The sequence below is a fragment of the Brucella sp. RRSP16 genome, assembly GCF_052246815.1.
GTDB classification, from domain to species: domain Bacteria; phylum Pseudomonadota; class Alphaproteobacteria; order Rhizobiales; family Rhizobiaceae; genus Brucella; species Brucella intermedia.
The window spans coordinates 207,602-231,605 of sequence record NZ_JBQQAM010000001.1; the positions used below are offsets into that span (position 1 = coordinate 207,602).

The window sequence follows — 24,004 nt, forward strand, 5'->3', positions numbered from 1 at the left end:
TCCCACTTTCGAGAGACATGCTTCTTAGCCTGCCAGAAAAGCCCGCACGGTTTTCCGGCGGGTTGGCAGCTTATGAATTCTGTGGGCTAAGCGGGCCTTATAGGCAATCATTTCGATAAGCGGAACCCCACAAATCGTTTTATTTCAAAGAAAGTGGGGGCATTCACGAAAATTCTGCTTTCTCCGTGGATGTTATAACTGAACCAAAGCGTTCGCGCGCTGATTTCCCGCTCGCGCGGCTGACCGGCAGCAGCGTGCCGTCCTTCGTCAGCAGGCTGAGACCGCCATTGGCCTTGCGCAATTCTGCAACGTGCCGGTCGGCAACCCAGTGCGAGCGATGAATCTGAAGCCCGCTCGTATTGCCGACCTCATTCACGGCATCGGAAAAGCGGAGAAGGAGAAGTTCTTCTCCCCGGCTGGTGACGATCCTTGTGTAGTGATCTTCCGCGGAAAGACGCAGAATCGCGCCGCGATTGCCGGGTTTCAGCCGGGCGAGCAATGGCGGCGGCGTGTCGGCAATATTTCTCGGGACGGATTCCAGCTCACGGCGCAGCGTCATGTAGGCGAGAATGCAGAAAAGGGCGCTGAGGGGCAAGGCGACCGAGGCGTTGGCGAGAACCGCACTCGCCGTGGGCGTTCTGCCCGAAAAGCCCCAGTCGATAAACCCGATCCAGAGTCCGATCGGGAGGGCTGCCACGACAGCGCCGGCCATCATGCGGGCAAAGGCATGCTTGAAAAATGGTTCAAGAAAAGCATCTGCCAGAACAGAAAAGGCGATTGCGGTTGACCAACCGATAAACTGCACCGAGAGCCAGTAAAAGAAGCGAACCGCAACCGGCATGGACTGGTCCGTCCCGAAGGGGCCGGTAACGGTGAAGATCAGCACGACGACGAAGAAGGTGCCCCACAGGCGCGGCGCACGAATGATGGTCGACAATTCGCGAAGCGCGAATTGCAACAAGCCTCCGGTCACGTAGTTTTCCTGCATTTGACGCCGTTTCGATTGAGGTGAGCGCAGTCTTGTTGAAAGCGACAGGAAATTCAACAGGAACGCTGCGATGAACTTCGAACCGCTTCTTCATGCACCGCTTGCCATTCAGATCCATGTCGCGACTGTCGTGCCCGCCGCCATCATCGGCCTTGTCATCTTCATGCGCCGCAAGGGTACGAGACTGCACAAGGCGCTGGGGCGCCTTTGGGTGACGCTGATGGTCGCAACAGCGATCTCCAGCTTTTTCATTCACCAGATCAATCTCATAGGCGGCTTCAGCCCGATACATCTTCTTTCGATACTGGTGCTGTCGGGGTGCGCACGCGCCGTCATTGCTGCCCGGACAGGACAGATAGAGGCACATCGCAGGATCATGAGAAGCGTCTATCTCGGCGGAATTCCCGGAGCAGGGTTCTTTGCGTTCATGCCCGGACGCATCATGAACGAGGTTGCGTTTCCTTATGGATGGAGGTCGCCATTTCTTTTGGCCTGCCTTCTGCTGGCTCTCCTTGCGGCGGGTTTCGCCTATCGAAGCCGAACGGGTTTTCTTGTGAGCAAACTATTGCGAAAGAGTCTTCGTTTGTGATTGACGCTGCCATTTACTTTTTATGTTGCCGTGCCAACTCTTTATGCGACAATTACAGGTATAGTTTGGTGCCGCTTCGTTAAGGGCGGCACGGTGCACGGGAGTTGGTCAATGCGCTGGCAAGGCCGTAGGCAAAGCGACAATGTTGAAGATCTGCGCGGAGAGCAGGGCGGTGGTGCAGGCGGCGGCTTCGGTCGCGGCGGGGGCCTCGGCGGTCCGGGATTTCGAATCGTCCGTGGCGGCGGGATTTCAGGCATCCTCATTCTGGTGGTGATGTTCTTCGTGCTGCGCGCAGTGGGCATCGATCCGCTGCCAATCCTGTTCGGTGACGGCAGCATGGGGCCGAGCGTGACGCAGCAGGCCGACCAGTCGGGACGGACGGTTGCCGAAGGCGGCAATGTTGCCAATGACGAGACGACGCAGTTTGCCCGCACCATCCTTGCCGAGACGGAAGACGTGTGGAGCGGCATTTTCCAATCGCGCGGCCAGACCTATACCAAGCCGACGATGGTGCTGTTTTCGGGACAGGTTCGTTCGGCCTGCGGTTTTGCATCTGCGGCTTCAGGGCCGTTTTACTGCCCCGGCGACCGCAAGCTCTACATCGATCTGAGCTTCTATAACGAATTGGCCAACCGCTTCGGGGCTTCCGGCGATTTTGCGCGTGCCTATGTTCTGGCGCATGAGGTCGGGCACCATGTGCAGAACCTGCTCGGCATCCTGCCGAAGTTCAACCAGATGCGCCAGCAGATGAGCGAAGCACAGGCAAACCAGATGTCGGTTCGCGTCGAGCTTCAGGCCGATTGCTTCGCCGGTGTGTGGGGCTACTACACGGAGCAGAAGGGCATTCTGGAGTCGGGCGACCTGGAAAGTGCGCTCAATGCGGCCCACCAGATCGGCGACGATACGCTGCAACGCCGCAGTCAGGGTTATGTCGTGCCTGAAAGCTTCAACCACGGCACCTCGGCCCAGCGTGCCAAATGGTTCCAGCGCGGTTTCGACAGCGGAAAGCTGGAATCATGCGATACGTTCAGCGGTGACGTTTAAGATCGTTTCGATATTGCGGAAAAGGCGGTTTCGGCCGCCTTTTTCTTTATCCGGCCGAATTCCATTTTCTTTTTGTCGAAACCGGGGAATATTCGCCTTGTCGTGAAATAATTTTCCAGATAAATGCTTTTCGACCGGCGCGGCCCTTTTCCCGATTTGCAAGCGTGACGCTCAGTTTTGAGCGGCGATGGCGCGCGAGTTCTCCAATCAACACAATTTATGACTGTTCCACCTCGTGCGTCGTGGAGCATATTTCAGGTGTCCCATGCATGATCCCCAGTTTGTACGGCGGGGCTTGTTACTCGTCTTTATGACATTGTTTCTCGACATTATCGGCATTGCGATCATCATGCCGGTTCTGCCGACTTTTCTCGAAGAGCTGACCGGCGCGGATATCAGCACCGCTGCCGTCGATGGCGGCTGGCTCCTGCTGGTCTATGCCGGAATGCAATTCCTGTTCGCCCCGATGATCGGGAATCTGAGCGACCGTTTCGGGCGGCGCCCGGTGCTGCTCGCCTCGATCTTCACCTTCGCGCTCGACAATCTGATCTGCGCGCTCGCAACCACCTACTGGATGCTGTTTGTCGGCCGTATTCTGGCGGGTATCAGCGGAGCGAGCTTCGCGACGGCTTCGGCCTACATCGCCGATGTGAGCGATGACAGCAATCGCGCGCGCAATTTCGGCCTGATCGGCATTGCCTTCGGTGTCGGCTTTGCGCTCGGTCCGGTTCTGGGCGGCCTGCTGGGCGAGTTCGGCCCGCGCGTTCCGTTCTACGGTGCGGCGTTCCTGTCGTTCATCAACTTCATTCTGGCTTATTTCCTTTTGCCGGAAACGTTGAAGCGTGAAAACCGGCGCTCGTTCCAATTCGCCCGCGCCAATCCGCTGGGAGCACTCAAGCAGATGCGGAACTATCCGGGCATCGGCTGGGTCGTGCTGGTGTTCTTCCTGTTCTGGCTGGCCCATGCCGTCTATCCGTCCGTCTGGGCGTTTGTCGGTGCTTATCGCTATAACTGGAGCGAAGCGCAGATCGGCTTTTCGCTCGGGCTTTTCGGCATTGGCGCGGCATTCGTCATGGCGCTGGTTCTGCCACGGGTCCTGCCGATACTGGGTGAAAAGCGCACGGCGATGACCGGTGTGCTGTTCTCCTGTCTGGGGCTGATCGGCTACGCCATCGCATGGGAGGGATGGATGGTTTATGCCGTCATCTTCCTGACGGCGCTGGAAGGTCTGGCCGATCCGCCGCTGCGCAGCATCGCGGCAGGCAAGGTTCCGCCTTCGGCGCAAGGCGAATTGCAGGGCGCACTGACAAGCGTGTCGAGCATTACGACCATCATCGGCCCGCTCATCTTCACGCAGTTGTTCGCGATTTTCACCGGCAAGAATGCGCCGTTCGTTTTCGCGGGCATGCCCTATGCCGTGGGCGCCGGGCTGGTCTTTCTGGCGCTGGTCATCGTGGTGGCGCGGGTGCGGCCTACCGCACCGGCCAGACTGTCGGAGGTCTGATTGATACAAAAAGAAAGGCCGGAGTTTTGCTCCGGCCTTTTCGTTTGATGGTTCATGCGCAGCGTTCAAGCCGCCTGTTCGCGTTCCGGAAGCGGCGCCTGGCCCTTCTTTTCGCGGATCAGATTGATGAAACGGCGGAACAGATAGTGCGAATCCTGCGGGCCGGGCGATGCTTCCGGATGGTGCTGCACCGAGAAGACCGGCTTGCCGACAACGCGCAGGCCGCAATTGGTGCCGTCGAAGAGCGAGACGTGCGTCTCCTCGACATTTTCCGGCAGCGAGTCGGAATCGACCGCGAAACCGTGGTTCATCGAGACGATCTCGACCTTGCCGGTCGTGTAGTCCTTCACCGGATGGTTGGCGCCGTGATGGCCCTGATGCATCTTTTCGGTGCGTCCGCCAAGCGCGAGCGCCAGCATCTGGTGACCGAGGCAGATGCCGAAGACTGGAAGTTCGGTTTCGACAAGCTTCTTGATGGTCGGCACGGCATATTCGCCGGTCGCTGCCGGGTCGCCGGGGCCGTTGGAGAGAAAGACGCCATCCGGATTGTGGGCCAGAACGTCCTCAGCCGTCGCGGTCGCAGGCAGAACGGTGACTTTTGCGCCGAGGCCGGTGAGCAGGCGCAGGATGTTGCGCTTCACGCCGAAATCGAGCGCCACCACGTGATATTCCGGGGCTTCCTGTTCGCCGTAGCCATCTGCGAGCGTCCATGGCGTTTCCTTCCATGTGAGGCTCTGGCCAACCGTGACGTCCTTGGCGAGATCGAGGTTTTCGAGGCCGCTCCACGCGGCAGCGCGCGCCTTGAGTGCATCAAGGTCGAAATTGCCGCTCGGGTCATGCGCGATGACCGCGTTCTGGGCACCGCGCTCGCGAATGAGCGAAGTCAGCGCGCGGGTGTCGATGCCGGCGAGCGCGATGATGCCGCGATGCTTCAGCCAGGCGTCGAGATCTTCTTTTGCGCGGAAATTTGACGGCGAGGTGATGTCGGCCTTGAAGATTGCGCCGACCGCGCCGTGCCGGTTGGCGGGCGTCAGGTCTTCGACGTCTTCGGCATTGGTGCCGACATTGCCGATATGCGGGAAGGTGAAGGTGACGATCTGTCCGGCATAGGATGGATCGGTCAGGATTTCCTCGTAACCGGTCAGCGCCGTGTTGAACACGACTTCGGCTTCGACCGCGCCAACTGCGCCGAGGCCCTTGCCTTCGATCACGGTTCCGTCCGCAAGAACCAGGATGGCGGTTCGCTTCTCGACAGTCCAGGGTGCTGTTTTCGGTGTCGTTTCTGTCATGGTCTGCACTCCTGTTTGTTAGCCGCACGCCAGCGTGTGCTGTTATTTCGTTACCAGTTAGTGCACCGGACTGATGGAATCAAATCGAGGCTCTAACTGTTTGTTTGCATGCATGTCTTTGCCCCAAAACCGGTTCCCGCCTTTGGGCGACATGCATTAGCGGCACGCGTTCGCGTTTCACCCCGCCACCGGTAAGGTAGCTTGAAAGATGAAGCGTCAAGGGTCATATATGCGCCAAAAGGCAGCGGGGATTTCAAACCTCCCGCCGCGAGCACGTGCCGATGTCCTGCTAAGCCTTGAGCAATAGAGAAACTTGAAGGCCGGGTCAATCGTCCGAAGCGGGGCTTTCCCGAAATAATGACGATAATCGTCGCATTATTTCTCGGGATGCCGGTTCGGACAGCTCGGCGTTTCTGCTCGCTTGCTGTATAGATGCACGAAACGAACAACACAGAACAAACACCGTCAGGAGAGACGTTATGCTTCGCCAGGAGATTTCCCAGGCCCTCACGACCGCGCTGAAAGCACAGGAAAAGCGCCGCATGTCGACGCTGCGGCTGATCCTGGCTGCGGTAAAGGACCGAGACATCGCCAATCGCACCGCTGGCAAGGACCCTGTCGGGGACGAAGAATTGCTGGGCATCCTCGGCAAGATGGTCAAGCAGCGTGAAGAATCCGCCCGCATCTACGAGGAAGGCAGCCGTATCGAGCTGGCCGAAGCAGAGCGTGAGGAAATCGCGATCATTTCCGAGTTCCTGCCGCAGCAGATGTCGGACGACGAGATCAAGCAGGCCTGTGCAGATGTAATTGCTGAAATCGGCGCGCAGGGCCTGCGCGACATGGGCAAGTGCATGGCGGTCCTGAAGGAGCGTTATGCCGGCAAGATGGATTTCACCAAGGCCAGCGCCATCGTGAAATCGCTTTTGCAGTGAAAGCGTAAGGCCTGAAGGCTTTCGGCTTTTGATTCAGCCCTCGCTCTGGCGAGGGCTTTTCTTTGTGCTATGCATGGCGAAGGCCAACCAATCACCGGATGCTGACTGATGAAAACAGCTTTGCTTGTCATAGATGTTCAAAACGACATTGTGGCCGGGATGGGCACGCCGGAACGGCAGCCCGCTATCGACCGGGCCCTTGATGAGATCGTCATGCGGCTGCGCGGCTTGCAGGAGAAGGCGCGGCAGGCCGGAATTCCGGTCGTCATGGTTCAGCATGACGGCGGCCCGGGGGACGAGCTGGAAGAAGGCACGGCGGGATGGGAAATCCGCAAGGAGCTTTCCTTGCAACCGGGCGACGTTCTCGTCGAAAAGCGGAGTTGCAATTCTTTCCACGAAACGGACCTTCAAACCGTTCTGGAACAGCGGAATATCTCGCATCTCGTCGTCGGCGGCTGCCAGACGCAATATTGCGTCGACACCACCGTCCGGCGCGCCGTTTCTCTCGGTTACGACGTCACGTTGATCGGGGATGCGCACACGACCGGCGACACCGCCAGCCTGCAATTCGCGGATATCGTTGCGCATCACAATGAAACATTGAGCGGTTTCAGGGCGGGAAATGCTCGCGTGCGGGTGCGTACGGCTGCGGATATTTCCTTTTGAGGCTTGACGCCATGCGGCAGCAGGCATGACCTGCCGCCGCTGGACCGGTGGTCAGCTCTGCTTGGCGGTCTTGAGGCGCGTATCGCTGAGCAGCCCCTGTTCCTCAAGCACGGGGTAGGCCATCGACGCCAGAAGCGAGTTGATCTGCTTGAGGTCGCGGATCGTGTCGAGATGGATGGAGCTCGTCTCGATGCTGCGGGTCGCGCCTTCGCGCAGGCGCGTGAAGTGCCGCATGCTCGTCTGCTTTTCCAGTTCGCGCAACTGGTCCTTTTCCTGCACAAGCTGGCGGGCGGTGCGGCCATCGCGTGAAACGATGACGTTGAATGCCATATGAGCATTGGCCAGAACCATGGCGTGGAAATGGCTGAGTTCCTTCCAGCCTTCCTCGGTGAATTCCAGCTGGTGGTCCATCTTCTTCTGGACATGCGCCAGCATGTTGCGGACGATGATGTCGCCCACCTGTTCGAGCTTTACGCAGGCTCCCAGCAGTTCCTGCATCCGCAGGGACTCGAAATCCGACAGTTCATGGGTTGCGAGCCTGGTCAGGTAGAGCTTGATCGCGGCGTGCTTCTTGTCCACCCGGTCGTCCAGCGCCGCGAGTTCGTTGATCCGCGCCTGATCGGGCTTTTCGTAAAGCTCGATAATGCGGCGCAGCATGACCTCGATCGTGTCGCAGACACCCACCACCTCGCGGGTTGCATTGGCGAGCGCCTGTGAAGGCCGGTCGAGCACGGCGGCGTCGAGCGCGCTGTATTCCTCGGTCGCCAGCGGCTGAGCAGGCGCATTGCTGTCGGCGTTGAGGTGCACAAGCGCTTCGGTCGCCCGCAGCACGAGGCCGGAAAGCGGGATGCCTGCAATCATTACGATGACGTTGAACAGGATATGCGCATTGACCACCTGCGACACCGGATCGGCGCCGAGGAAGGCGACCGATGGCTTGAAGGTCTGGTAGAGCACCAGCATGACGAGCGATCCGGCACCGCGCATCAGGAGATTGCCGAGCGGTACGACGCGGGTTTCAGGCGGGGCATGACGGGTCAGGATCGGCGCGATGATCGACGAACCCAGATTGACGCCGAGAACCATCACCACGGCAAGTTCTGGCTGGATCAGCCCGCGTGACGCGAACGTGGTGAGGAGGATGACGGCGGCAACGCTTGAATGAAACAGCCATGTCATCAGCGCTGCAAGCAGATAGGCGGTGATCGGATCGCCGGATAGATAATCGACGATGACCGGCAGCAATTCGCTTTGCCGCAGCGGTTCCGTGGCCTGTCCGGTCATTTCCAGCGACATGATGAGAAGGCCGATGCCGACCAGAATACGTCCGATCTGCCGCCAGTCGCGGCGCTCGGTCGTCATGAAGATGCCGGTGCCGATGACGAGGCAGAGGGGCACTAGGAGCGTGAGGTCGTAGCTCAGAATCTTGACGACGAGGGCGGAACCAAGCTCTCCGCCGCGCACGGCCATGAGGCCCGCGATGCCGCTGACAAAACCTGACCCGACAAAAGAACCGACGAGAAGCGTAACCGCAGTCGAGCTTTGCAGCGCGACAGCAAGGGCCAGGCCAAAGGCAACGGAAAGCAGCGGATTCTGCATCTGGTTGCGCAGGCGTCTGCGCAGCCGGTCGCCATAGGCGCGTTCCACCCCGGTCCGCACCATGCGTGTCGCCCATAGCAGGAGGGCAACTGCACCGGCCAGATGCAAAAGGACTACAGAACCATTCACGGCAAAATCCCTTCGGGTTGGAGGTGAATATCTGTGATTAAGCTAACGCAACAAATGAAGAAAAAATATGTTCCGGCTAATCAAATTTCCAAGAGATATGGGCTTGTTCGCAATAAAAAGCAATCCATTCCCACAGCGTCATGACGAATATATGACAGTTTTGTGACAATGCGCCTGCCCGCTGGCGGCATGTGATTAGCGGGGAGGGACGCGCCTGCGCGATGGACTGTGGAAGCGGGCGGGCCTATATACTCTTTAGAATGCACCGGTTGCCCGAATGGCCTGCCTGTATGAACCGAAAGTGAAATCTGTAATGCGTTTTCCGCCCTCCTTTCTCGATGAGATCAGAGACCGCGTCCCGATCTCGACGCTGATAGGGACGCGCGCTTCGTTCGACCGCAAGAAAAGCAATCCGCCAAAGGGCGATTTCTGGGCCTGCTGTCCGTTCCATGGCGAGAAGACGCCGAGCTTTCACTGTGAAGACCGCAAGGGCCGCTATCATTGTTTCGGTTGCGGCGTGACCGGCGATCACTTCAAGTTTCTGACCGATCTCGAGGGGCTGAGTTTCCCCGAAGCTGTCGAACGCGTCGCCGATATGGCAGGCGTGCCGATGCCGGCGCGCGATCCGGAAATGGAAAAGCGCGAGGCGCAGCGCGCCACGCTCTATGATGTCATGGAACTGGCTGCGCAGTTTTTTGAAAGCCAGTTGCAAAATGCGGTTGGCGCCAAGGCGCGCGCCTATCTGCGCGACCGCGGCCTTTCGACCGCGACACAGCAAGCATTCCGTATCGGCTACGCGCCGGAATCGCGCAACGCGTTGAAGGAATTTCTGGCAGGCAAGGGCGTGTCGCGCGAGCAGATCGAGGCGTGCGGCCTTGTCGTGCACGGCGAGGGAATTGCGGTTTCCTATGACCGTTTTCGCGATCGCGTCATGTTCCCGATCGAGGATCTGCGCGGGCGCATCATCGCCTTCGGTGGCCGTGCGCTTTCTGCCGATGCCCCGGCAAAATATCTGAACTCGCCGGAAACCGAACTGTTTCACAAGGGGCGGGTGCTCTATAACGGATTGCGGGCGCGCAAGGCCTGCCAGCCGCAAGGCGGCGAGCCTGCCAAATCCATCATTGCCGTCGAAGGCTATATGGATGTGATCGCGCTGGCGCAGGCCGGTATCCATCAGGTGGTGGCTCCGCTTGGCACGGCGCTGACCGAAGAGCAGCTCGACCTGCTCTGGCGCATCAGCCCCGAACCCGTATTGTGTTTCGACGGCGACGGGGCGGGCCTTCGCGCCGCCTATCGCGCCGTCGATCTGGGGCTGCCTGCCTTGCAGCCCGGTAAGTCGCTGCGTTTCGCGCTTCTGCCGGAGGGGCAGGACCCGGACGATCTCGTCAAGGCGGAAGGGTCGGCTGCGTTCCATGCGGTCCTGCGCGATGCCAGGCCGCTGGTCGATATGGTGTGGACGCGGGAAACGGCAGGCGGTGTGTTCGATACGCCAGAGCGCCGGGCCGAGCTTGAAGCGCGGCTGCGGGAGATTACCAGCCGCATCGCCAATGAAGATATTCGCCGCCACTATAGCCAGGATATGCGCGACCGGGCGCAGGCTTTCTTTGGTCAGGGACGACAGGGGTATCAGGGTGGAGGGCAGCGCAATTCATCTTTCAACCGCAGGAACGAAGGCGGGCGCGGGCGCGGCGGACCGGCTGGCGGCAGCGGGCGACTTGCGATTTCCGACAGCCTGGTGCGTTCCACCCTGGTAAAGGGCGGCAGGCCGGGCGCTGGTTCGCACGCCCCCTTGCGTGAAACGGCAATCGTGCTGACGCTTCTCAACCATCCGCGTCTGATCGAAGAGGATTTCGAGACGCTGGCCGCGCTCGATCTGGGACATGAAGCCTTGAGGTCGCTACATCTGGCCATGCTGGACGTGCTGGCTGCCGGTCACATGGAAGATGGCCATGCGATGCGGCGGGCGCTGGTCAATGCCGGGCATGGCGAACAGATCGAAATGCTCGAACTTGTGGTGAAGGGCGCGAAGCTCTGGACCGCGACGGCGCTGGCCGCAGAAGACGATGCGCGGGAAGCGCTTCGGCAGGCGCTTCACTTGCATCAGCGGGCGCGCACACTACATAAGGAGCTGCGAGCCGTTGAGGCCGCGCTTGAAACAGATGAAACGGGCGAGCTGTTCGCACGTCTCAGAGATATACAAAATCAGATTTTGAAAGCTGATGCGACAGAAGCGCTGATCGATGGTTTCGGCCTGTCTTCGGGGCGTCCGCCCGGCGGCTTCTGATTCGGATTTCACGAATCAGGCTTGCTACTACAGCCGGAAATGCGGGGTTGCGATCCCGCAAACGCGCTCTATCTGGCCGACGGAGAGGCCGCGACAACAAAATGATTCGCTTTTTAAGCGCGAATCAGGTGAGTCGCTCTTGACGTATGGCGTAAATGACGGAATCACGACAGTTCGAACAAGGAAAAGAACAGAAACCGGTGATATCCGAGGCTGCAAGGCGGCAAGCTGGGTACGGGCCGGAAAAGTGGCCCGGAAAGTGGCGTTGTCCGGTTGACCGCCCATCTGCCCACAAGAAATCGGAGATGAAGAAGCCCGATACCGATGGCAAGGTTAATCCGCCATTAACAGGAAATCGGCTACTCGCAGAATCAACTGACGGATTGCGACCTCGCAAAACTGTCCGAGAACTCTATATATCTTAGAAGCGACCGGGGTCGCCTGGAGAAGAACATATGGCAACGAAGGTTAAGGAAAACGAAGAAGCCGAAGTCGAGCGCGAAGGTGCTGCCGACGGTCCGCTTCTCGACCTTTCTGACGATGCTGTCAAGAAGATGATCAAACTCGCGAAGAAGCGCGGCTACGTCACGATGGACGAGCTGAACGCCGTGCTGCCTTCCGAGGAAGTGACATCCGAACAGATCGAAGACACGATGTCGATGCTTTCAGACATGGGCATCAACGTCGTTGAAGACGACGAGCAGGACAACGACCGCGAAGACAACAGCGACGACGACTCGGAAGAGGGCGGCGATCTGGTCGAATCCGGCGGCACGGCTGTTGCCACCACCACGACCAAGAAAGAGCCGACCGACCGTACCGACGATCCGGTGCGCATGTATCTGCGCGAAATGGGATCGGTCGAGCTTCTGTCGCGTGAAGGCGAAATCGCCATTGCAAAGCGCATCGAGGCCGGTCGCGAAACCATGATCGCCGGGCTGTGCGAAAGCCCGCTGACCTTTCAGGCGATCATCATCTGGCGCGACCAGCTGAACGATTCCAACATCCTGCTGCGCGAAATCATCGACCTCGAAACCACCTATGCCGGTCCGGAAGCCAAGCAGGCCCCGGTGATCGAGCGGGTGGAAGAGGAAAAGCCGCGCGATGACAAGCCTCAGCGCCGCTCGCGTGACGACGACGACATCACCAATGTCGGCGGCGACATGCCGGTTGAAGAGGAAGAAGAAGACGAGGACGAAGCCAACCTGTCGCTGGCGGCCATGGAAGCCGAATTGCGCCCGCAGGTCATGGAAACGCTCGATCTCATCGCCGACACCTACAAGAAGCTGCGCAAGCTGCAGGACCAGCAGGTCGAGGGCCGTCTGGCCGCGACGGGCGAACTGTCGTCCAGCCAGGAGCGTCGCTACAAGGAACTCAAGGATCAGCTCATCAAGGCAGTGAAGTCGCTGTCGCTGAACCAGAACCGTATCGAACAGCTTGTCGAACAGCTTTACGACATCAACAAGCGTCTGGTGCAGAATGAAGGCAAGCTCCTGCGTCTGGCCGAATCCTTCGGCGTGCGCCGCGAGGAGTTCCTGAAGGAATATCAGGGCCACGAACTGGACCCTAAATGGGTCGAGCGCGTGAGCACGCTTTCGGCGCGCGGCTGGAAGGAATTCGCCGCCAAGGAAGAACGCACCATCGACCGGCTGCGTTCGGAAATCCAGATGCTGGCAACCGAAACCGCGATTTCGATCGGCGAATTCCGCCGTATCGTCAATCAGGTGCAGAAGGGTGAACGCGAGGCGACCATCGCCAAGAAGGAAATGGTGGAAGCCAACCTTCGTCTCGTTATCTCGATTGCCAAGAAGTACACGAACCGTGGCTTGCAGTTCCTCGATCTCATTCAGGAAGGCAATATCGGCCTGATGAAGGCGGTCGACAAGTTCGAGTATCGCCGCGGTTACAAGTTCTCGACCTATGCGACCTGGTGGATTCGTCAGGCGATCACCCGTTCGATTGCCGATCAGGCGCGCACCATCCGCATTCCGGTGCATATGATCGAAACGATCAACAAGATCGTTCGCACGTCGCGCCAGATGCTGCATGAAATCGGCCGTGAACCAACGCCGGAAGAACTGGCCGAAAAGCTCGCCATGCCGCTGGAAAAAGTGCGCAAGGTGCTGAAGATCGCCAAGGAACCGATCTCGCTCGAAACCCCGGTCGGTGACGAGGAAGATTCACACTTAGGCGATTTCATCGAGGACAAGAACGCGCTTCTGCCAATCGATGCAGCCATTCAGGCCAATCTGCGCGATACGACGACCCGTGTCCTTGCTTCGCTGACTCCGCGTGAAGAACGTGTTCTGCGCATGCGTTTCGGCATCGGCATGAACACCGATCACACGCTGGAAGAAGTCGGCCAGCAGTTCTCGGTTACCCGCGAACGTATCCGCCAGATCGAAGCGAAGGCGCTGCGCAAGCTGAAGCACCCGAGCCGGTCGCGCAAGCTGCGTTCGTTCCTGGACAGCTAAACCGGCCTGGATAGCCAAGCAGAACAAAACATACGGGAAGGGGAGGCGATATGTCTTTTTTGAAGCGTCTTTTCGGTGGAGGCTCTGCCTCCGAAACACCGGCAGAGCCGAAAGAGGCTGGTCGCCTTGAGCACAAGGACTTTCTGATCATTGCCACGCCCTATAGCGAGGGCGGGCAGTATCAGGTCTGCGGCGTCATTTCCAAGTCGATAGGCGGCGAAGTGAAGGAATATCGCTTCGTTCGCGCCGACCGTTGCCCCGGCATCGAAGATGCCGCCAGCATTGCGCTGAACAAGGGCCGGCAGATCGTGGATGAACAGGGCGAAGCCATTTTCCGCTGAACCATCCGCAAGAAGATTGGAAAAGCCGCGCATCAAGGTGCGCGGCTTTTATTTTTAAAGCTAATGTGGCTCGCACAGCATGGCGACCATTCTGCGCACGATGGGCAGAATGGCGAGGAGCACCGGAAACGCGACCACCCATGAAAGAGCCCAGGCGCCCATCCAGCTCGATGCGAGTTCGGGATGGGTAAAGCCAAGGCTCTTGGCGGTTGCAATTAGCGACACGATGAATGTCATCATGATCGATAGGATGAAAGGCATGACGATAGATGCATAGCGGGCGGGCAGTTTCCTGCGGCGTGCGCATTCAAACCGAGACATGTGTATTCCTGAATATTATGCGGGAAAGGCGCAACGAAAACATCAATGCGAATTGCCGTTCCCGGCGGATTGATGCGTTGCCTGACGTAAGACGCTTACGGTCATCGTGATGACGCCGCTTGATTAACCTGTCCGGGAACCGATTTCAACTGTTCTGAGTGGCGGCGATTTGTCCATGCCATTCCGGACACAATTCCAGTATACGCTGCATCATGAACGACAAACCTTTCTGGCGCACCAAGACCCTGAACCAGCTTACCCGCAGCGAGTGGGAGAGCCTGTGTGACGGTTGCGGCCAATGTTGCCTGCACAAGTTGCAGGACGAGGACACCGACGAAATCTATTGGACGAGTGTCGCCTGCACGCTGCTCAATGCCGAAACCTGCCAATGCCGCGATTATCCCAACCGCAAGAAGACGGTGCCGGACTGTGTGTTCCTGACGCCGGAAATCGTCGATGAAGTGGACTGGCTGCCGGTGACATGCGCCTATCGTCTGGTTGCGGAAGGTTCGGACCTGTACTGGTGGCACCCGCTTGTTTCCGGTTCGCCCGAAACCGTGCATGAAGCAGGCATTTCCGTTCGTGGCAAGGTGACGGCCTTTGATCACGATATGGAAGACGACGACGATTATCTGGACCATATGGTGATGCCGGGCGACCGGTGACCGCTGACCAGCGGTTTTCAAACATTGCGTAAATTTAATCTGTGGCCGGAACAGAACGGTACAGAGTTTCATTCATCATAAGCATTTGAATTTATTCTATTTATGGTGGTGTGGCGCAGATATGCCTTGCGCTTCACGGAAAGCTGAACGGTACATGAATGATGGTTTTTCATTCTGTTCATCTATTGCGGGCTACTTCTCGGATGTCTCAGGCAAGACCTGGAAACAAATCGAAAGAGGTTCAAAGATGTCTGCTATTTCGCTCAAGTCGTTCGTCGTAACCGCCGCTCTTGGTGTTGCCGCCATCTTCACGACGGCTGCCACGGCCAGCGCTGCATCGCCAGTTGCCGTTCCGGCTGTCAGCACGTCGGCAGGTTCTGCCATCGTGAACGTAGACTATCGCGGTCATCGCCATGGCCGCCCGGTTTATCGCGGTCCTGCATGCTCGGTCGAAGGCGCCAAGATGAAGGCCAACCGCATGGGCATTCGCAATGCGCGTGTGGTCTATCGCGGCAAGTCGGTTCAGGTTCGCGGCTTCCGCCACGGTCGCCCTGCCGGTGTCGTATTTGCGAATGTACGCGGCTGCCCGATCATTCGCTAAACCCGGATTGAATTTCAAAAGCCCCGGCCTGCGCAATCAGGCCGGGGCTTTTCGTTGTCGGCAGGCAAAGAAAAGGGGCGCTGGTGCGCCCCCTTCCTGTTTGGTCCTCAACTGGACGTTATTCCTTGATCTCGAAAACGACGTTGACCGAGACATTATAGCTGTTCTCGCCGGCTTCAACCGGAACGGAGCCCTGCGGTGCCGCGTCAGCCATGGTCTTGAACTGCGCGCGGGCGATTGGCATCGGCATGGGTGGACGGCTCTGCTCGTTGATCTCGACGAGGCGGCCAATACCGACACCGGCTGCGTCGGCAAGCGTCTTGGCCTTGGCGATAGCGTCGGCAACGGCGCGCTTGCGCGCTTCGTTGATCGTTGCGGCGGGATTGTCGTTCACGAAGTTCAGGTCGCCGCCCTGATTGATGCCGAGGGTGACCGATTCGTCGAGCACGTTTCCGACCTTGGCCAGATCGCGCACACGCACCGTCAGGCTGTTTGAAACCGTGTAACCGGTGATGCTCGGTTCCTTCAGGCCATTCTTGTCGTCAGGATAGACGTAGCGCGGCTGGATGCTGATGCCGCCGGTCTGAAGATCACGGTCTTCAATACCCGCCTTCTTCATGGCTTCGAGCACCTTTGCCATGGCTTCATTGTTGGCCGTCATGGCTTCGCGAGCGGTCTTCGCCTCGCGCAATACGGAGAGATTGAGGATAGCCATATCGGGCGAGGCGGTCATGGTGCCTTCGCCGGTGACGGCGATACGCGCAGGCTGCTTCGTCATCTGATTCTCCTGTGCCAGAGCCGGCAGCGTCAGCGCGCCTGCGAGCATGATTGCAGAAAAGGAGGTTGCAAGAAGAGTGGTAGCGCGGTTGTTCATAAAATCTCCTGTAGAGAAAGTTGAGGTAGCTTTGGCAGGGCAGGCCGTGCCGGAATGGCTGGCCGCCTTGTCTTTGAAATCATTTATTTCTTAAGTTCCCTCTCGTGCATGGAGCAGACGATATCAGATTCGAATTGCGCGCCAAATGCAACCTCCGGTTAAAATGAGAAGCGGGTGTTTCCAGTTTAAGCGGAGCCGCTGGAAGCGCTCTAAGTATTTGTTTCGTCGCATTATCCCACAAAACAGCTGCGCACTTCTGCGGGAAGTGCTCCCGGTTGCATGCTTCGCAACTGAATATGTGCGCATTAGGGCAACTGATGCATTTGACAGCTTGTGTCCCGGCTTTCTTTAGGGTAGGGCAAGGATGCGTGGGGCCTGTAGCTCAATTGGTTAGAGCTGGCGGCTCATAACCGCTTGGTTGGGGGTTCGAGTCCCTCCGGGCCCACCATTTTTCCTTCAGACAGTTTTGTTGCCATAGCAAAATTCGGGCCGGAACCTCCGCTTGTCCGTGGGACGCCCCGTTTCAAAAACTCGATCTCCGATAGGCTGGTTTCGACAGGATTGGCGCTGCCGATATCGCGTGTTGAAGCCGCCGCCTGCTTCAACAGGTCGGTGGGGCCAGCCATCATCACAAAGTTTCAACAAATTTTAGCGGTTCGTTAAGAAAATAGTAACGCAATGAAACAATTTTTTAAGTGACGTGAACTGGCAACAAATTGGAGGTTTTGGGCGATGAGAAAAAATGCAACCACCGTTGCGCTGGCACTGGCGGGGTTGGTGGCGAGTTCTCTCGCGGCTTCAGCGAAGACGAGTTATCTGGGTGAATTCAGGGATTGGGGTGTTTATCAGAACACCGAACTTGCAGGAAACAAGTGCTATGCTTTGACCGTTCCGGTTAATTTCCATCCAGCCGGTGTGCGGCACGGCGATAATTTCGTGATTATTTCCAAAGCGGACGGACAATACAGCCCGCAACTGGTGATGGGATATCAATTGAAGGCCGATAGTTCGGTCAATGTGATGGTGGACGGCGCACGGTTCCCGTTTTTCAGCGAGGGTAATCGCGCCTGGGCGGAAAATGTCGCCGATGAAGCCAAGCTGATACGCGCGATGCGCGCAGGCAAGACGCTCAATGTCCAGGCCACATCGGCCCGTGGCACACAGACCCGCTATACATTTTCCTTGATGGGGCTCTCAGCCTCGTTGCAGCGGGTGGATAGCTGCCGGTAGCATAAGAAAAAGCCCTGCCGGATGGCAGGGCTTCGACTTGAAATTTCCGGCCTCAGGAAAGCCAGGTCTGACGATTGTACCAATCGTCCAGTTCGGAACGCACACGGTCCTTCTCGATGCCGTAGCGCTCCTGAATCTTGCCTTCCAACTGTTCGCGCCGGCCATTGATCTGGTCAAGGTCGTCATCGGTGAGTTTGCCCCACTGTTCCTTGATCTTGCCCTTGGCCTGTTTCCAGTTTCCTTCAACGCGATTCCAGTCCATTGGTAGTCCTCCGTTCTGGGTTGGTTATGGTTAACTAACGCGACGGAACAGGATTGGTTCAGCAAAAAATTCAGAATTTTTTGGAAAGCTTCACAGAGCCGCAGGTTAGCGGGCTCGGCGAAGAGTTCATGCCTCTGCGCGGCGGGGCGCGTTCCAGATTGCAGGGCTCGCAATCAGCGTTCTCCCATGTATCCGCGCCGTTTCCATTGCTGCAACGGCATGATGTCCGGCGGTCCTCCGCCCGCCTCGTACCAGGAATCGACGGCCCAACGCTGGCCCTGCCTGTCTTCGATAACCGCTGTCCAGTGCGGGTAGCGGCCGTCAAAGAAGGCCCCGCGGGAAGCGCGCCGCGCGACGGAGTGATGCTTCAACCAGCCTCGTGATTGCAGATAATGCAGGAAGGTGTCGGTATTGGTCGATTCATCGATGCAATCCATCTGGCCCCTGATGCGGGCCTTGCCGAACTGCATTTTCGGCTTGTCGCGGACGCCGATGGTCGCGGTGCTGCGCTGTTCGAAGATCGCAACTGCGGCCCGCAACGCCTTCCGTTCGCCATCCGCGCTTCGACCGCCCGCTTGCAGAAGGCCGCGGATACGCTGTTCTTCCTTCGAGGTCAGCGTAACCTTGGACCGGTAATAACATTCGTAACCGTGGCAGACACTGAAGGTCTGTGCCGAAGCCAGCCCGACCGGGAACACCAAACCCATGAGGACGCCTGTACCCAGCAGTTTTATCAAATGGCCGCTCCGCATTCGATTGAACGAATTTCCGTGCAATTTCAGTAAGATAAATAGACCGAATCTCCAGCTATTCTAGCGGTGCTTGTGGCTTGTGAAAAGCAGGGACGGCTCCAGACGCTCCAGCCCCTGATAGGGATTTGCGTGAATAGCCAGAATCCAGAGGCAGAACGAGGCTGTCAGGGAGTAGATGACGAGCGCTTTCACGCCAGCCCGGACGCGATCGGCGTGGGTAGCGGCGATGGTTATCGCGGTCAGGAATGTCAGGGAAAGCACGAGATACCATTTGTAATAGTCGATGGAGGTCGAACCGACGGCCAGGCGGGTATTGCGTGCGTCCTGCAATTCATCGAAGTCGTTGATGAGCTGCGAGATTACCGGCGAGGGGACGTCGGTGCGGGCCAGATTGATGATCTCGCGCCTTATGTTCTGTAGCGCGGTTTCGACGGAACCTGCCGGCTCGACATTGATCTTCTCGCGCCATTCATCATCGATGACGGCAAGGCGATAGCCGGTGAGGGCGGTTGAGAGCGCAGGCGCGGCCAATATCTCCGCATTGGAAGTTCCGATGAGGCGGGAAATCGCCGAGCGCTCTTCGCTGACGGCCTGATCGGCGCGGGAATTGACGCTCCATATATCCGCCGCGACGAAGCCGAGCGACAAAGCCCAGGCGGTTGCGATGGTGCCGATGAATGCGCCGATCGGAATCGAAAGAACATCGCTGGCTGCGTGTTTTGAAAGCATGTCCAGCGCAAAACGCCCGACCGCATAGAACACAATTCCGAGTATGATGAAGGCACCAAACGACAGATAGATCGGCAGCTCGAAGATAAAGGCCATTTATTCCCCCCTTGTAGCGCTTCCAGTCAATCGGAGCTGCTCCAGCGCATTGTTCTGGCGGATATATTTTCCGAGAGCCGCTTTCTGCTGCGCTTCGATATCCGGCATAGTATCCGCTAATATTAGGGAGAAGTGGTTGAATTTTACTTAGGCCGATGGCCTGTCAATCCGGAGCCTGTTCATTTCCCGTCTTGGGCAGGCATATTGCCAATCGAAACGGGGCGTATAGCAAAACCCGCCGGTCGGGCCGGCGGGTCGAACGAGTGAGATCAAATCTAACGCGATCAGAACGAGACGGAGAAGCCGACGACCGGCCCGTGCTGGGTCACGTCATACTTGAACTTCGCAATCGTATCGTTGTCCTTGTAATCCTGGTAGAGGGCCCGATAACCGACGCGGAACGTCGTGGGAACGTCGAAAACCATCGTGCGGTAACCCAGATAGATCTGGCCGTTGGCACTGAGCTTGGTGCCGGCGCCAAAACCGCCAATGTCGGCTTCCGCGAAAATGTTCCAGCGGTCGTTGATATCATAGAAGACGCGCGTTCCCACGAACGGGTCTGTCCATTCCACCTTGCTCGTTTCGCTGAAGCGGCCAACCTGCAATCCTGCTTCAAGCTTTGTCCAGCGAACGCCGACCGTCGGTTCGATCGCGAAGACGCGCTGGTTTCCGAATAGTGTCGTTCCTTCGAGCTGCTGCTCATAGACGCGATAGTAAGCGCCAGCCGACAGGCTCGCTGTCTTGATGTCGAGAGCAAGCTCATTGTCGCGGAGGCTTTCGTCCTGGCTGGTCTTGACGTACTGCCCGTCAATGAAAAAGCCGAACGTGCCGTTGGTGATATCGACATTGCCCATCACGCCCATATCGAGATTGTCGAAAATCTCGCTGAACGGCATATTCACGTCTGTGCTGCGGCCAAGCAATCCGGCGCTACCATTGAGTGACGCGCCCCAGAGATAAGGGCTGACAATCACCTGCCAGCGCTGCTGGTCCTGAATTTCTGGTTGTGCTGTTACGGCATCGGCCGCGAGCGATGCCGTTGATGTTCCAATTAAAACAGACGATGCTAATATAATACTTCTGTAAAATTTTAACAGTAAATTCCCGTTCTGGTTACGTAATTTTCCGTCTTTCACTGAAAAAACCCCCTCAATTATGTATTAGCATTCCTGATAATACATCGGAATCAAATCTTTCTCCATATATATGTTAATCGATTTTGGAAATAAAATGAAAATTCTTACTTGTACTGGTGTTTGTTCTGTGGATTTTAAACGGGCGTTGCAATTTATTGGTGGGCAGCGCTGCACGGCGCTCTTCTGCCGTTGCTGCCTGAGAGCCAGTCTATCAGCGCAAATGCGCATCTTTCTCGCCAATTGTCGCAAGCTAGTGATGACTGGAATTGCTGCCATTTTTTCCTGCGCTGTTGATAATGATTTCGAGCAGCCAGGGCCTGTGGTCGATGATTTCGGTCAGTTCCTGCAGACCGATCTGCGAACCGGCTTCCTTCAGCAGCGCGTTGGCGTCGGAGGCCGATCCGTTCTTGCCTTCGAGCGCCACGCGGTGTGCCCGGCGGATAAGCAGTTCGGGCTGTGTAAAACTGCTCTCGGCAAGTCTTTTCTCAATTCGGCGCTGCAGTTCTTCCGGAGCAATCATCTGCTGAGTTCCTTCATTCCTGTAAAAGTGCGCAGCCATTGCTGACCGTGATCCGCACCCGGAATCTATGTTGAGATTAAGTTTTTACCACGTGACAATTCGTACAAAGCGATCATGTGGAGAGGATTTTACTGCCGGGAGCGAGGCAGGAGACGGCGGGTGGGTTCGACTTTAGTATCACGGAATAGTAACGAAATATTTCAGCACATCAAATCCGCAAAATTGCCAATTTATTGCCACGCTTTCTCTTGTTTGCATCTCACATGCTACTTACATAGCCGATACGCCTTGGCGGGAAGAGCAGTGGTCAGGTAGAACGGATGCGGGAAGCGGGCTTCGCTTCGCGGGTTCGTTGCGCGGTGTCCATTGCCTGTTTCCGTTTGATAACAATAATAATCCGATGGTTTGCAATGGCCACTCTTCGCTATTTTATCTGGCCCATGGTTTTTACCGTATTGGGTCTCGCAGGTGCCGTCTGGCTCGGTTACGAAATGACCGGCACTTTTGGGGGAATGGTCTCCGTCTTCATCATCTGTGCGGTTCTCAGCGTTCTGGAAATATCGCTTTCCTTTGATAACGCCATCGTCAATGCGCGCATCCTGCGCGACATGACGCCGGAATGGCAGCACCGGTTTCTGACCTGGGGCATTATCATTGCCGTTTTCGGCATGCGCATCATCTTCCCGCTCGCCATCGTCGCGGTTGCCATGTGGACCGATCCGATCTCGGCGCTGAAACTCGCCATCTGGCAGCCCGATGAATATGCCCGCGTGATCTCGGAATCGCACACCGGCATCGCCGCCTTCGGCGGCACGTTCCTGCTGATGGTCGGCATGAAGTACTTCTTCGATGTCGAAAAGGATGTGCACTGGATCAAGGCCATCGAAAGCCGCATGTCGAAGTTCGCTTCCGTGCAGGGAGTGGAAATCGGGGTCGCAATCGCGCTGATCATCTTCTTCTCCTACCAGCTGGATGCCGAACATTCGCACACATTCCTGATTGCGGCGCTGTTCGGCCTTCTGACCTTTCTGGCTGTCGAAGGGCTGGGCGAGGTGCTGGATGCGACGCAGGAACAGATGGACATGGTCCATCGCGGCGGTCTTGGCGCCTTCATCTATCTGGAAGTTCTGGATGCCAGCTTCTCGTTCGACGGTGTTATCGGTGCCTTCGCGCTCACCACGAACCTGTTCATTATCGCCATCGGCCTCGGCATCGGCGCCTTCTATGTGCGTTCGCTCACCATCATGCTTGTCGAGCGCAAGACGCTTGGCCAGTACCGCTATCTCGAGCATGGCGCTTTCTATGCAATCCTGGTTCTGGCGGTCATCATGTATGTCCAGACACTGGTGCATATTCCGGAAGTCATCACCGGCCTTATCGGTGCGGCCCTGATCGGTCTCTCGTTCATGTCTTCGCTGCGCTACAACCGGCTCAATCCGAACTGGCAGGAAGAAGCCGAAGAGGTCACAGGGCATTAGAGCGGTTCCTGTTCTGAAGAATCGCCGGAACCGCTCTAACTATTTGTTTTATCGCATTATCCAACGCAAAACCGTTTCACACTTTTGCTGGAAATGCTCTAGCCTTGCCTCGTGCAGTCTGAACAAAGGGGCAGCTTACGCTGCCCTTTTTTGTTGGTCTTGACCGAATCGCCGGAGTTGAGGACCATTGATCATTGCGATGGGTTTCGCAATTTGCCGCGGGTCGTCTCGAATGCAGCGATGCGGCTTCACTGGGGAGGGCACGTTTCCATGGTCGTTACACGGTTGAGCAAGACCGCCTTCGTGGCGGCAATAGCCTTTTTCGCAACGCTGGTTTCGTTCGGCAATATCACCGATTACGATACCAATTTCGCCTTCGTGCAGCACGTTTTGATGATGGACACGATCTTTCCCGATGCCACGATCAAGTACCGTGCCATCGATAATCCGATGCTGCACAATGCCGCCTATATTCTGATCATCGCGGCGGAAACGCTGACGGCGATCCTGTGCTGGATCGGGGCTTTTGCCATGCTTGGCCGCCTGACCGACCGGGCGGCGAGCTTCAACCGCTCCAAGAAGTGGGCCATTGCCGGCCTGTCGCTCGGCTTTCTGGTCTGGCAGGTCGGCTTCATGTCGGTCGGCGGGGAATGGTTCGGCATGTGGATGTCGCAAACCTGGAACGGGATCGAATCCGCGTTCCGGTTCTTCATCACCATCATCGCCGTGCTGATCTTTATCGCCATGCCGGACGGCGAGCTAGAGTAAGTGGGATGCCGAAACAGGCTCGTCGATCAGTTCGACGCCAGCCTGTTTCATCCTTTCGAGCATGATGTCCATCGAGCCGTTGAGGTCGATGCCGCGGCAGGCATCGAGACGGACGCGCACCTGAAAGCCTTGGGCCACGGCATCCAGCGCCGAATAAGCGACGCAGAAATCGGTGGCGAGGCCCACAAGGGTGAGCGAGCCGATATTGCGTTCGCGCAAATATCCGCCAAGGCACGTCGGCGTTTTATGATCGTTCTCGAAGAATGCTGAATAGCTGTCTATGCCGATGCGAAAGCCCTTGCGGATGACGAGCTGCGCCCGCGTCCATTGCAGGTCCGGGTGGAAATCCGCTCCGTGGCTGCCTTGTACGCAATGGTCGGGCCAGAGCGTCTGCAGGCCATAGGCCATTTCGACCGTATCGAAAGGCCTGGCGCGAGGGTGGGTCGAAGCAAAGCTTGAATGGTTGGCGGGGTGCCAGTCCTGCGTGAGGATGACGTTTTCGCTTTCCTCAATCAGCCGGTTGACGGTCGGAATGATTTCATCGCCGCGATCGACCGCCAGCGAACCGCTGGGGCAGAAATCATTCTGGACGTCGATAACCACAAGTGCATGACCGATCATGAAACGCTCCCGCTTGGCTTGCTTTGCAACCAGATATAGAGCGCATCCTGAAAAGTGGGAACCGGTTTTCGGGCAAGATGCGTGCCACGGCAGGAGCCGGAGCGGTTTCGCG

24 protein-coding genes and 1 tRNA gene are annotated in these 24,004 nt (G+C 57.5%); 15 read left to right on the plus strand and 10 right to left on the minus strand.

What is annotated here, in order from left to right:
• Positions 1 to 163: 163 nt before the first annotated feature.
• On the minus strand, positions 164 to 988 hold the full coding sequence (locus tag ACS5UA_RS00965; protein WP_021586925.1) for a LytTR family DNA-binding domain-containing protein: 825 nt from the start codon (positions 986 to 988) through the stop codon (positions 164 to 166).
• Between the two features lie 70 nt (positions 989 to 1,058).
• Between ACS5UA_RS00965 and ACS5UA_RS00970 the strand changes: the two genes are divergently transcribed.
• The 3 genes from ACS5UA_RS00970 (at position 1,059) to ACS5UA_RS00980 (ending at position 4,125) form a co-directional block, all read left to right on the plus strand.
• Entirely contained in the window at positions 1,059 to 1,577 is a 519-nt protein-coding gene (locus ACS5UA_RS00970) for a DUF2306 domain-containing protein (protein WP_021586924.1), read from the plus strand.
• Between the two features lie 111 nt (positions 1,578 to 1,688).
• The gene (gene ypfJ / locus ACS5UA_RS00975; RefSeq protein ID WP_006471647.1) at positions 1,689 to 2,621 is read left to right on the plus strand and encodes a KPN_02809 family neutral zinc metallopeptidase; all 933 of its coding nucleotides are present in this window, start codon (positions 1,689 to 1,691) and stop codon (positions 2,619 to 2,621) included.
• Between the two features lie 265 nt (positions 2,622 to 2,886).
• Positions 2,887 to 4,125, plus strand: coding sequence for a TCR/Tet family MFS transporter (locus tag ACS5UA_RS00980; RefSeq protein WP_025090515.1), 1,239 nt, complete (start codon positions 2,887 to 2,889; stop codon positions 4,123 to 4,125).
• Between the two features lie 65 nt (positions 4,126 to 4,190).
• Here the strand turns inward: ACS5UA_RS00980 and carA are convergent, their stop codons facing one another.
• Positions 4,191 to 5,414: a glutamine-hydrolyzing carbamoyl-phosphate synthase small subunit gene (gene carA / locus ACS5UA_RS00985; protein ID WP_021586922.1), complete on the minus strand. Its 1,224-nt coding sequence runs from the start codon at positions 5,412 to 5,414 to the stop codon at positions 4,191 to 4,193.
• Positions 5,415 to 5,893: 479 nt separating this feature from the next.
• Here carA and ACS5UA_RS00990 point away from each other — a divergent pair, with 479 nt between their 5' ends.
• Together ACS5UA_RS00990 and ACS5UA_RS00995 are read left to right on the plus strand one after the other, a co-directional pair.
• Entirely contained in the window at positions 5,894 to 6,346 is a 453-nt protein-coding gene (locus tag ACS5UA_RS00990) for a GatB/YqeY domain-containing protein (protein ID WP_021586921.1), read from the plus strand.
• A gap of 108 nt (positions 6,347 to 6,454) precedes the next feature.
• Positions 6,455 to 7,012 carry a cysteine hydrolase family protein gene (locus ACS5UA_RS00995; protein WP_443101104.1) on the plus strand — a complete coding sequence of 186 codons (558 nt, stop codon included), beginning with the start codon at positions 6,455 to 6,457 and terminating at the stop codon, positions 7,010 to 7,012.
• Positions 7,013 to 7,063: 51 nt separating this feature from the next.
• Here the strand turns inward: ACS5UA_RS00995 and ACS5UA_RS01000 are convergent, their stop codons facing one another.
• Positions 7,064 to 8,740: a Na/Pi cotransporter family protein gene (locus ACS5UA_RS01000; RefSeq protein ID WP_006467268.1), complete on the minus strand. Its 1,677-nt coding sequence runs from the start codon at positions 8,738 to 8,740 to the stop codon at positions 7,064 to 7,066.
• Positions 8,741 to 9,053: 313 nt separating this feature from the next.
• On the opposite strand from ACS5UA_RS01000, the gene dnaG reads away from it, so the two are divergent.
• From dnaG to ACS5UA_RS01015, 3 genes are all read left to right on the plus strand, one after another.
• Positions 9,054 to 11,024, plus strand: coding sequence for a DNA primase (gene dnaG / locus ACS5UA_RS01005; protein WP_006471650.1), 1,971 nt, complete (start codon positions 9,054 to 9,056; stop codon positions 11,022 to 11,024).
• Positions 11,025 to 11,479: 455 nt separating this feature from the next.
• On the plus strand, positions 11,480 to 13,498 hold the full coding sequence (rpoD, locus tag ACS5UA_RS01010) for an RNA polymerase sigma factor RpoD (protein ID WP_006467266.1): 2,019 nt from the start codon (positions 11,480 to 11,482) through the stop codon (positions 13,496 to 13,498).
• A gap of 50 nt (positions 13,499 to 13,548) precedes the next feature.
• Positions 13,549 to 13,839 (plus strand): HlyU family transcriptional regulator, encoded by a 291-nt coding sequence (locus tag ACS5UA_RS01015; protein ID WP_021586918.1) that lies wholly within the window; start codon positions 13,549 to 13,551, stop codon positions 13,837 to 13,839.
• Between the two features lie 60 nt (positions 13,840 to 13,899).
• Here the strand turns inward: ACS5UA_RS01015 and ACS5UA_RS01020 are convergent, their stop codons facing one another.
• Positions 13,900 to 14,160: a DUF2798 domain-containing protein gene (locus ACS5UA_RS01020; protein ID WP_006471652.1), complete on the minus strand. Its 261-nt coding sequence runs from the start codon at positions 14,158 to 14,160 to the stop codon at positions 13,900 to 13,902.
• Positions 14,161 to 14,372: 212 nt separating this feature from the next.
• Here ACS5UA_RS01020 and ACS5UA_RS01025 point away from each other — a divergent pair, with 212 nt between their 5' ends.
• A complete protein-coding gene (locus ACS5UA_RS01025) occupies positions 14,373 to 14,825 on the plus strand; it encodes a YcgN family cysteine cluster protein (protein WP_006471653.1) in 453 nt (150 codons plus the stop codon).
• Positions 14,826 to 15,072: 247 nt separating this feature from the next.
• Entirely contained in the window at positions 15,073 to 15,426 is a 354-nt protein-coding gene (locus tag ACS5UA_RS01030; protein ID WP_025090513.1) for a hypothetical protein, read from the plus strand.
• A gap of 118 nt (positions 15,427 to 15,544) precedes the next feature.
• Here the strand turns inward: ACS5UA_RS01030 and ACS5UA_RS01035 are convergent, their stop codons facing one another.
• A complete protein-coding gene (locus ACS5UA_RS01035; protein ID WP_021586916.1) occupies positions 15,545 to 16,300 on the minus strand; it encodes an SIMPL domain-containing protein in 756 nt (251 codons plus the stop codon).
• A 371-nt stretch (positions 16,301 to 16,671) separates the two neighbouring features.
• Between ACS5UA_RS01035 and ACS5UA_RS01040 the strand changes: the two genes are divergently transcribed.
• Positions 16,672 to 16,748 (plus strand) — tRNA-Ile (locus ACS5UA_RS01040).
• Between the two features lie 284 nt (positions 16,749 to 17,032).
• A complete protein-coding gene (locus tag ACS5UA_RS01045) occupies positions 17,033 to 17,530 on the plus strand; it encodes an invasion associated locus B family protein (RefSeq protein WP_021586915.1) in 498 nt (165 codons plus the stop codon).
• A gap of 52 nt (positions 17,531 to 17,582) precedes the next feature.
• Here ACS5UA_RS01045 and ACS5UA_RS01050 read toward each other — a convergent pair whose 3' ends face one another.
• The 4 genes from ACS5UA_RS01050 to ACS5UA_RS01065 all read right to left on the minus strand — a co-directional run bounded on the left by ACS5UA_RS01050 (position 17,583) and on the right by ACS5UA_RS01065 (position 20,445).
• Positions 17,583 to 17,792 carry a CsbD family protein gene (locus ACS5UA_RS01050; RefSeq protein ID WP_006467262.1) on the minus strand — a complete coding sequence of 70 codons (210 nt, stop codon included), beginning with the start codon at positions 17,790 to 17,792 and terminating at the stop codon, positions 17,583 to 17,585.
• Between the two features lie 173 nt (positions 17,793 to 17,965).
• A complete protein-coding gene (locus tag ACS5UA_RS01055; protein WP_241084431.1) occupies positions 17,966 to 18,499 on the minus strand; it encodes a hypothetical protein in 534 nt (177 codons plus the stop codon).
• Positions 18,500 to 18,604: 105 nt separating this feature from the next.
• On the minus strand, positions 18,605 to 19,369 hold the full coding sequence (locus ACS5UA_RS01060) for a bestrophin-like domain (protein WP_021586913.1): 765 nt from the start codon (positions 19,367 to 19,369) through the stop codon (positions 18,605 to 18,607).
• 284 nt (positions 19,370 to 19,653) lie between these two features.
• A complete protein-coding gene (locus ACS5UA_RS01065; RefSeq protein ID WP_376780803.1) occupies positions 19,654 to 20,445 on the minus strand; it encodes a hypothetical protein in 792 nt (263 codons plus the stop codon).
• 154 nt (positions 20,446 to 20,599) lie between these two features.
• Between ACS5UA_RS01065 and ACS5UA_RS01070 the strand changes: the two genes are divergently transcribed.
• The 3 genes from ACS5UA_RS01070 to ACS5UA_RS01080 all read left to right on the plus strand — a co-directional run bounded on the left by ACS5UA_RS01070 (position 20,600) and on the right by ACS5UA_RS01080 (position 23,271).
• A complete protein-coding gene (locus tag ACS5UA_RS01070; protein ID WP_155268892.1) occupies positions 20,600 to 21,070 on the plus strand; it encodes a hypothetical protein in 471 nt (156 codons plus the stop codon).
• A 365-nt stretch (positions 21,071 to 21,435) separates the two neighbouring features.
• Positions 21,436 to 22,503, plus strand: a complete 1,068-nt coding sequence (locus ACS5UA_RS01075; RefSeq protein ID WP_021586909.1) for a DUF475 domain-containing protein — start codon at positions 21,436 to 21,438, stop codon at positions 22,501 to 22,503.
• 270 nt (positions 22,504 to 22,773) lie between these two features.
• Complete coding sequence (locus ACS5UA_RS01080; protein WP_021586908.1) at positions 22,774 to 23,271, plus strand: DUF2165 family protein; 498 nt, start codon at positions 22,774 to 22,776, stop codon at positions 23,269 to 23,271.
• Here ACS5UA_RS01080 and pncA read toward each other — a convergent pair.
• Positions 23,263 to 23,892 carry a bifunctional nicotinamidase/pyrazinamidase gene (pncA, locus tag ACS5UA_RS01085; protein ID WP_443101105.1) on the minus strand — a complete coding sequence of 210 codons (630 nt, stop codon included), beginning with the start codon at positions 23,890 to 23,892 and terminating at the stop codon, positions 23,263 to 23,265. The two genes, ACS5UA_RS01080 and pncA, sit on opposite strands and share 9 nt — an antisense overlap.
• Positions 23,893 to 24,004: the final 112 nt, after the last annotated feature.

Excerpts from the sequence above, each read along its gene's own strand:
- ACS5UA_RS01075 (WP_021586909.1), top strand. The coding sequence starts at position 21,436 with ATGGCCACTCTTCGCTATTTTATCTGGCCCATGGTTTTTACCGTATTG.
- ypfJ (WP_006471647.1), top strand. The coding sequence starts at position 1,689 with ATGCGCTGGCAAGGCCGTAGGCAAAGCGACAATGTTGAAGATCTGCGC.
- ACS5UA_RS00980 (WP_025090515.1), top strand. The coding sequence starts at position 2,887 with ATGCATGATCCCCAGTTTGTACGGCGGGGCTTGTTACTCGTCTTTATG.
- rpoD (WP_006467266.1), top strand. The coding sequence starts at position 11,480 with ATGGCAACGAAGGTTAAGGAAAACGAAGAAGCCGAAGTCGAGCGCGAA.
- ACS5UA_RS01045 (WP_021586915.1), top strand. The coding sequence starts at position 17,033 with ATGAGAAAAAATGCAACCACCGTTGCGCTGGCACTGGCGGGGTTGGTG.
- ACS5UA_RS01025 (WP_006471653.1), top strand. The coding sequence starts at position 14,373 with ATGAACGACAAACCTTTCTGGCGCACCAAGACCCTGAACCAGCTTACC.
- ACS5UA_RS00965 (WP_021586925.1), bottom strand. The coding sequence starts at position 988 with ATGCAGGAAAACTACGTGACCGGAGGCTTGTTGCAATTCGCGCTTCGC.
- ACS5UA_RS00995 (WP_443101104.1), top strand. The coding sequence starts at position 6,455 with ATGAAAACAGCTTTGCTTGTCATAGATGTTCAAAACGACATTGTGGCC.
- ACS5UA_RS01030 (WP_025090513.1), top strand. The coding sequence starts at position 15,073 with ATGTCTGCTATTTCGCTCAAGTCGTTCGTCGTAACCGCCGCTCTTGGT.
- ACS5UA_RS01070 (WP_155268892.1), top strand. The coding sequence starts at position 20,600 with ATGAAAATTCTTACTTGTACTGGTGTTTGTTCTGTGGATTTTAAACGG.
- pncA (WP_443101105.1), bottom strand. The coding sequence starts at position 23,892 with ATGATCGGTCATGCACTTGTGGTTATCGACGTCCAGAATGATTTCTGC.
- ACS5UA_RS01015 (WP_021586918.1), top strand. The coding sequence starts at position 13,549 with ATGTCTTTTTTGAAGCGTCTTTTCGGTGGAGGCTCTGCCTCCGAAACA.
- ACS5UA_RS01020 (WP_006471652.1), bottom strand. The coding sequence starts at position 14,160 with ATGTCTCGGTTTGAATGCGCACGCCGCAGGAAACTGCCCGCCCGCTAT.
- ACS5UA_RS01080 (WP_021586908.1), top strand. The coding sequence starts at position 22,774 with ATGGTCGTTACACGGTTGAGCAAGACCGCCTTCGTGGCGGCAATAGCC.
- ACS5UA_RS01060 (WP_021586913.1), bottom strand. The coding sequence starts at position 19,369 with ATGGCCTTTATCTTCGAGCTGCCGATCTATCTGTCGTTTGGTGCCTTC.
- ACS5UA_RS00970 (WP_021586924.1), top strand. The coding sequence starts at position 1,059 with ATGAACTTCGAACCGCTTCTTCATGCACCGCTTGCCATTCAGATCCAT.
- dnaG (WP_006471650.1), top strand. The coding sequence starts at position 9,054 with ATGCGTTTTCCGCCCTCCTTTCTCGATGAGATCAGAGACCGCGTCCCG.
- ACS5UA_RS00990 (WP_021586921.1), top strand. The coding sequence starts at position 5,894 with ATGCTTCGCCAGGAGATTTCCCAGGCCCTCACGACCGCGCTGAAAGCA.
- ACS5UA_RS01055 (WP_241084431.1), bottom strand. The coding sequence starts at position 18,499 with ATGGGTTTGGTGTTCCCGGTCGGGCTGGCTTCGGCACAGACCTTCAGT.
- ACS5UA_RS01050 (WP_006467262.1), bottom strand. The coding sequence starts at position 17,792 with ATGGACTGGAATCGCGTTGAAGGAAACTGGAAACAGGCCAAGGGCAAG.
- ACS5UA_RS01035 (WP_021586916.1), bottom strand. The coding sequence starts at position 16,300 with ATGAACAACCGCGCTACCACTCTTCTTGCAACCTCCTTTTCTGCAATC.
- carA (WP_021586922.1), bottom strand. The coding sequence starts at position 5,414 with ATGACAGAAACGACACCGAAAACAGCACCCTGGACTGTCGAGAAGCGA.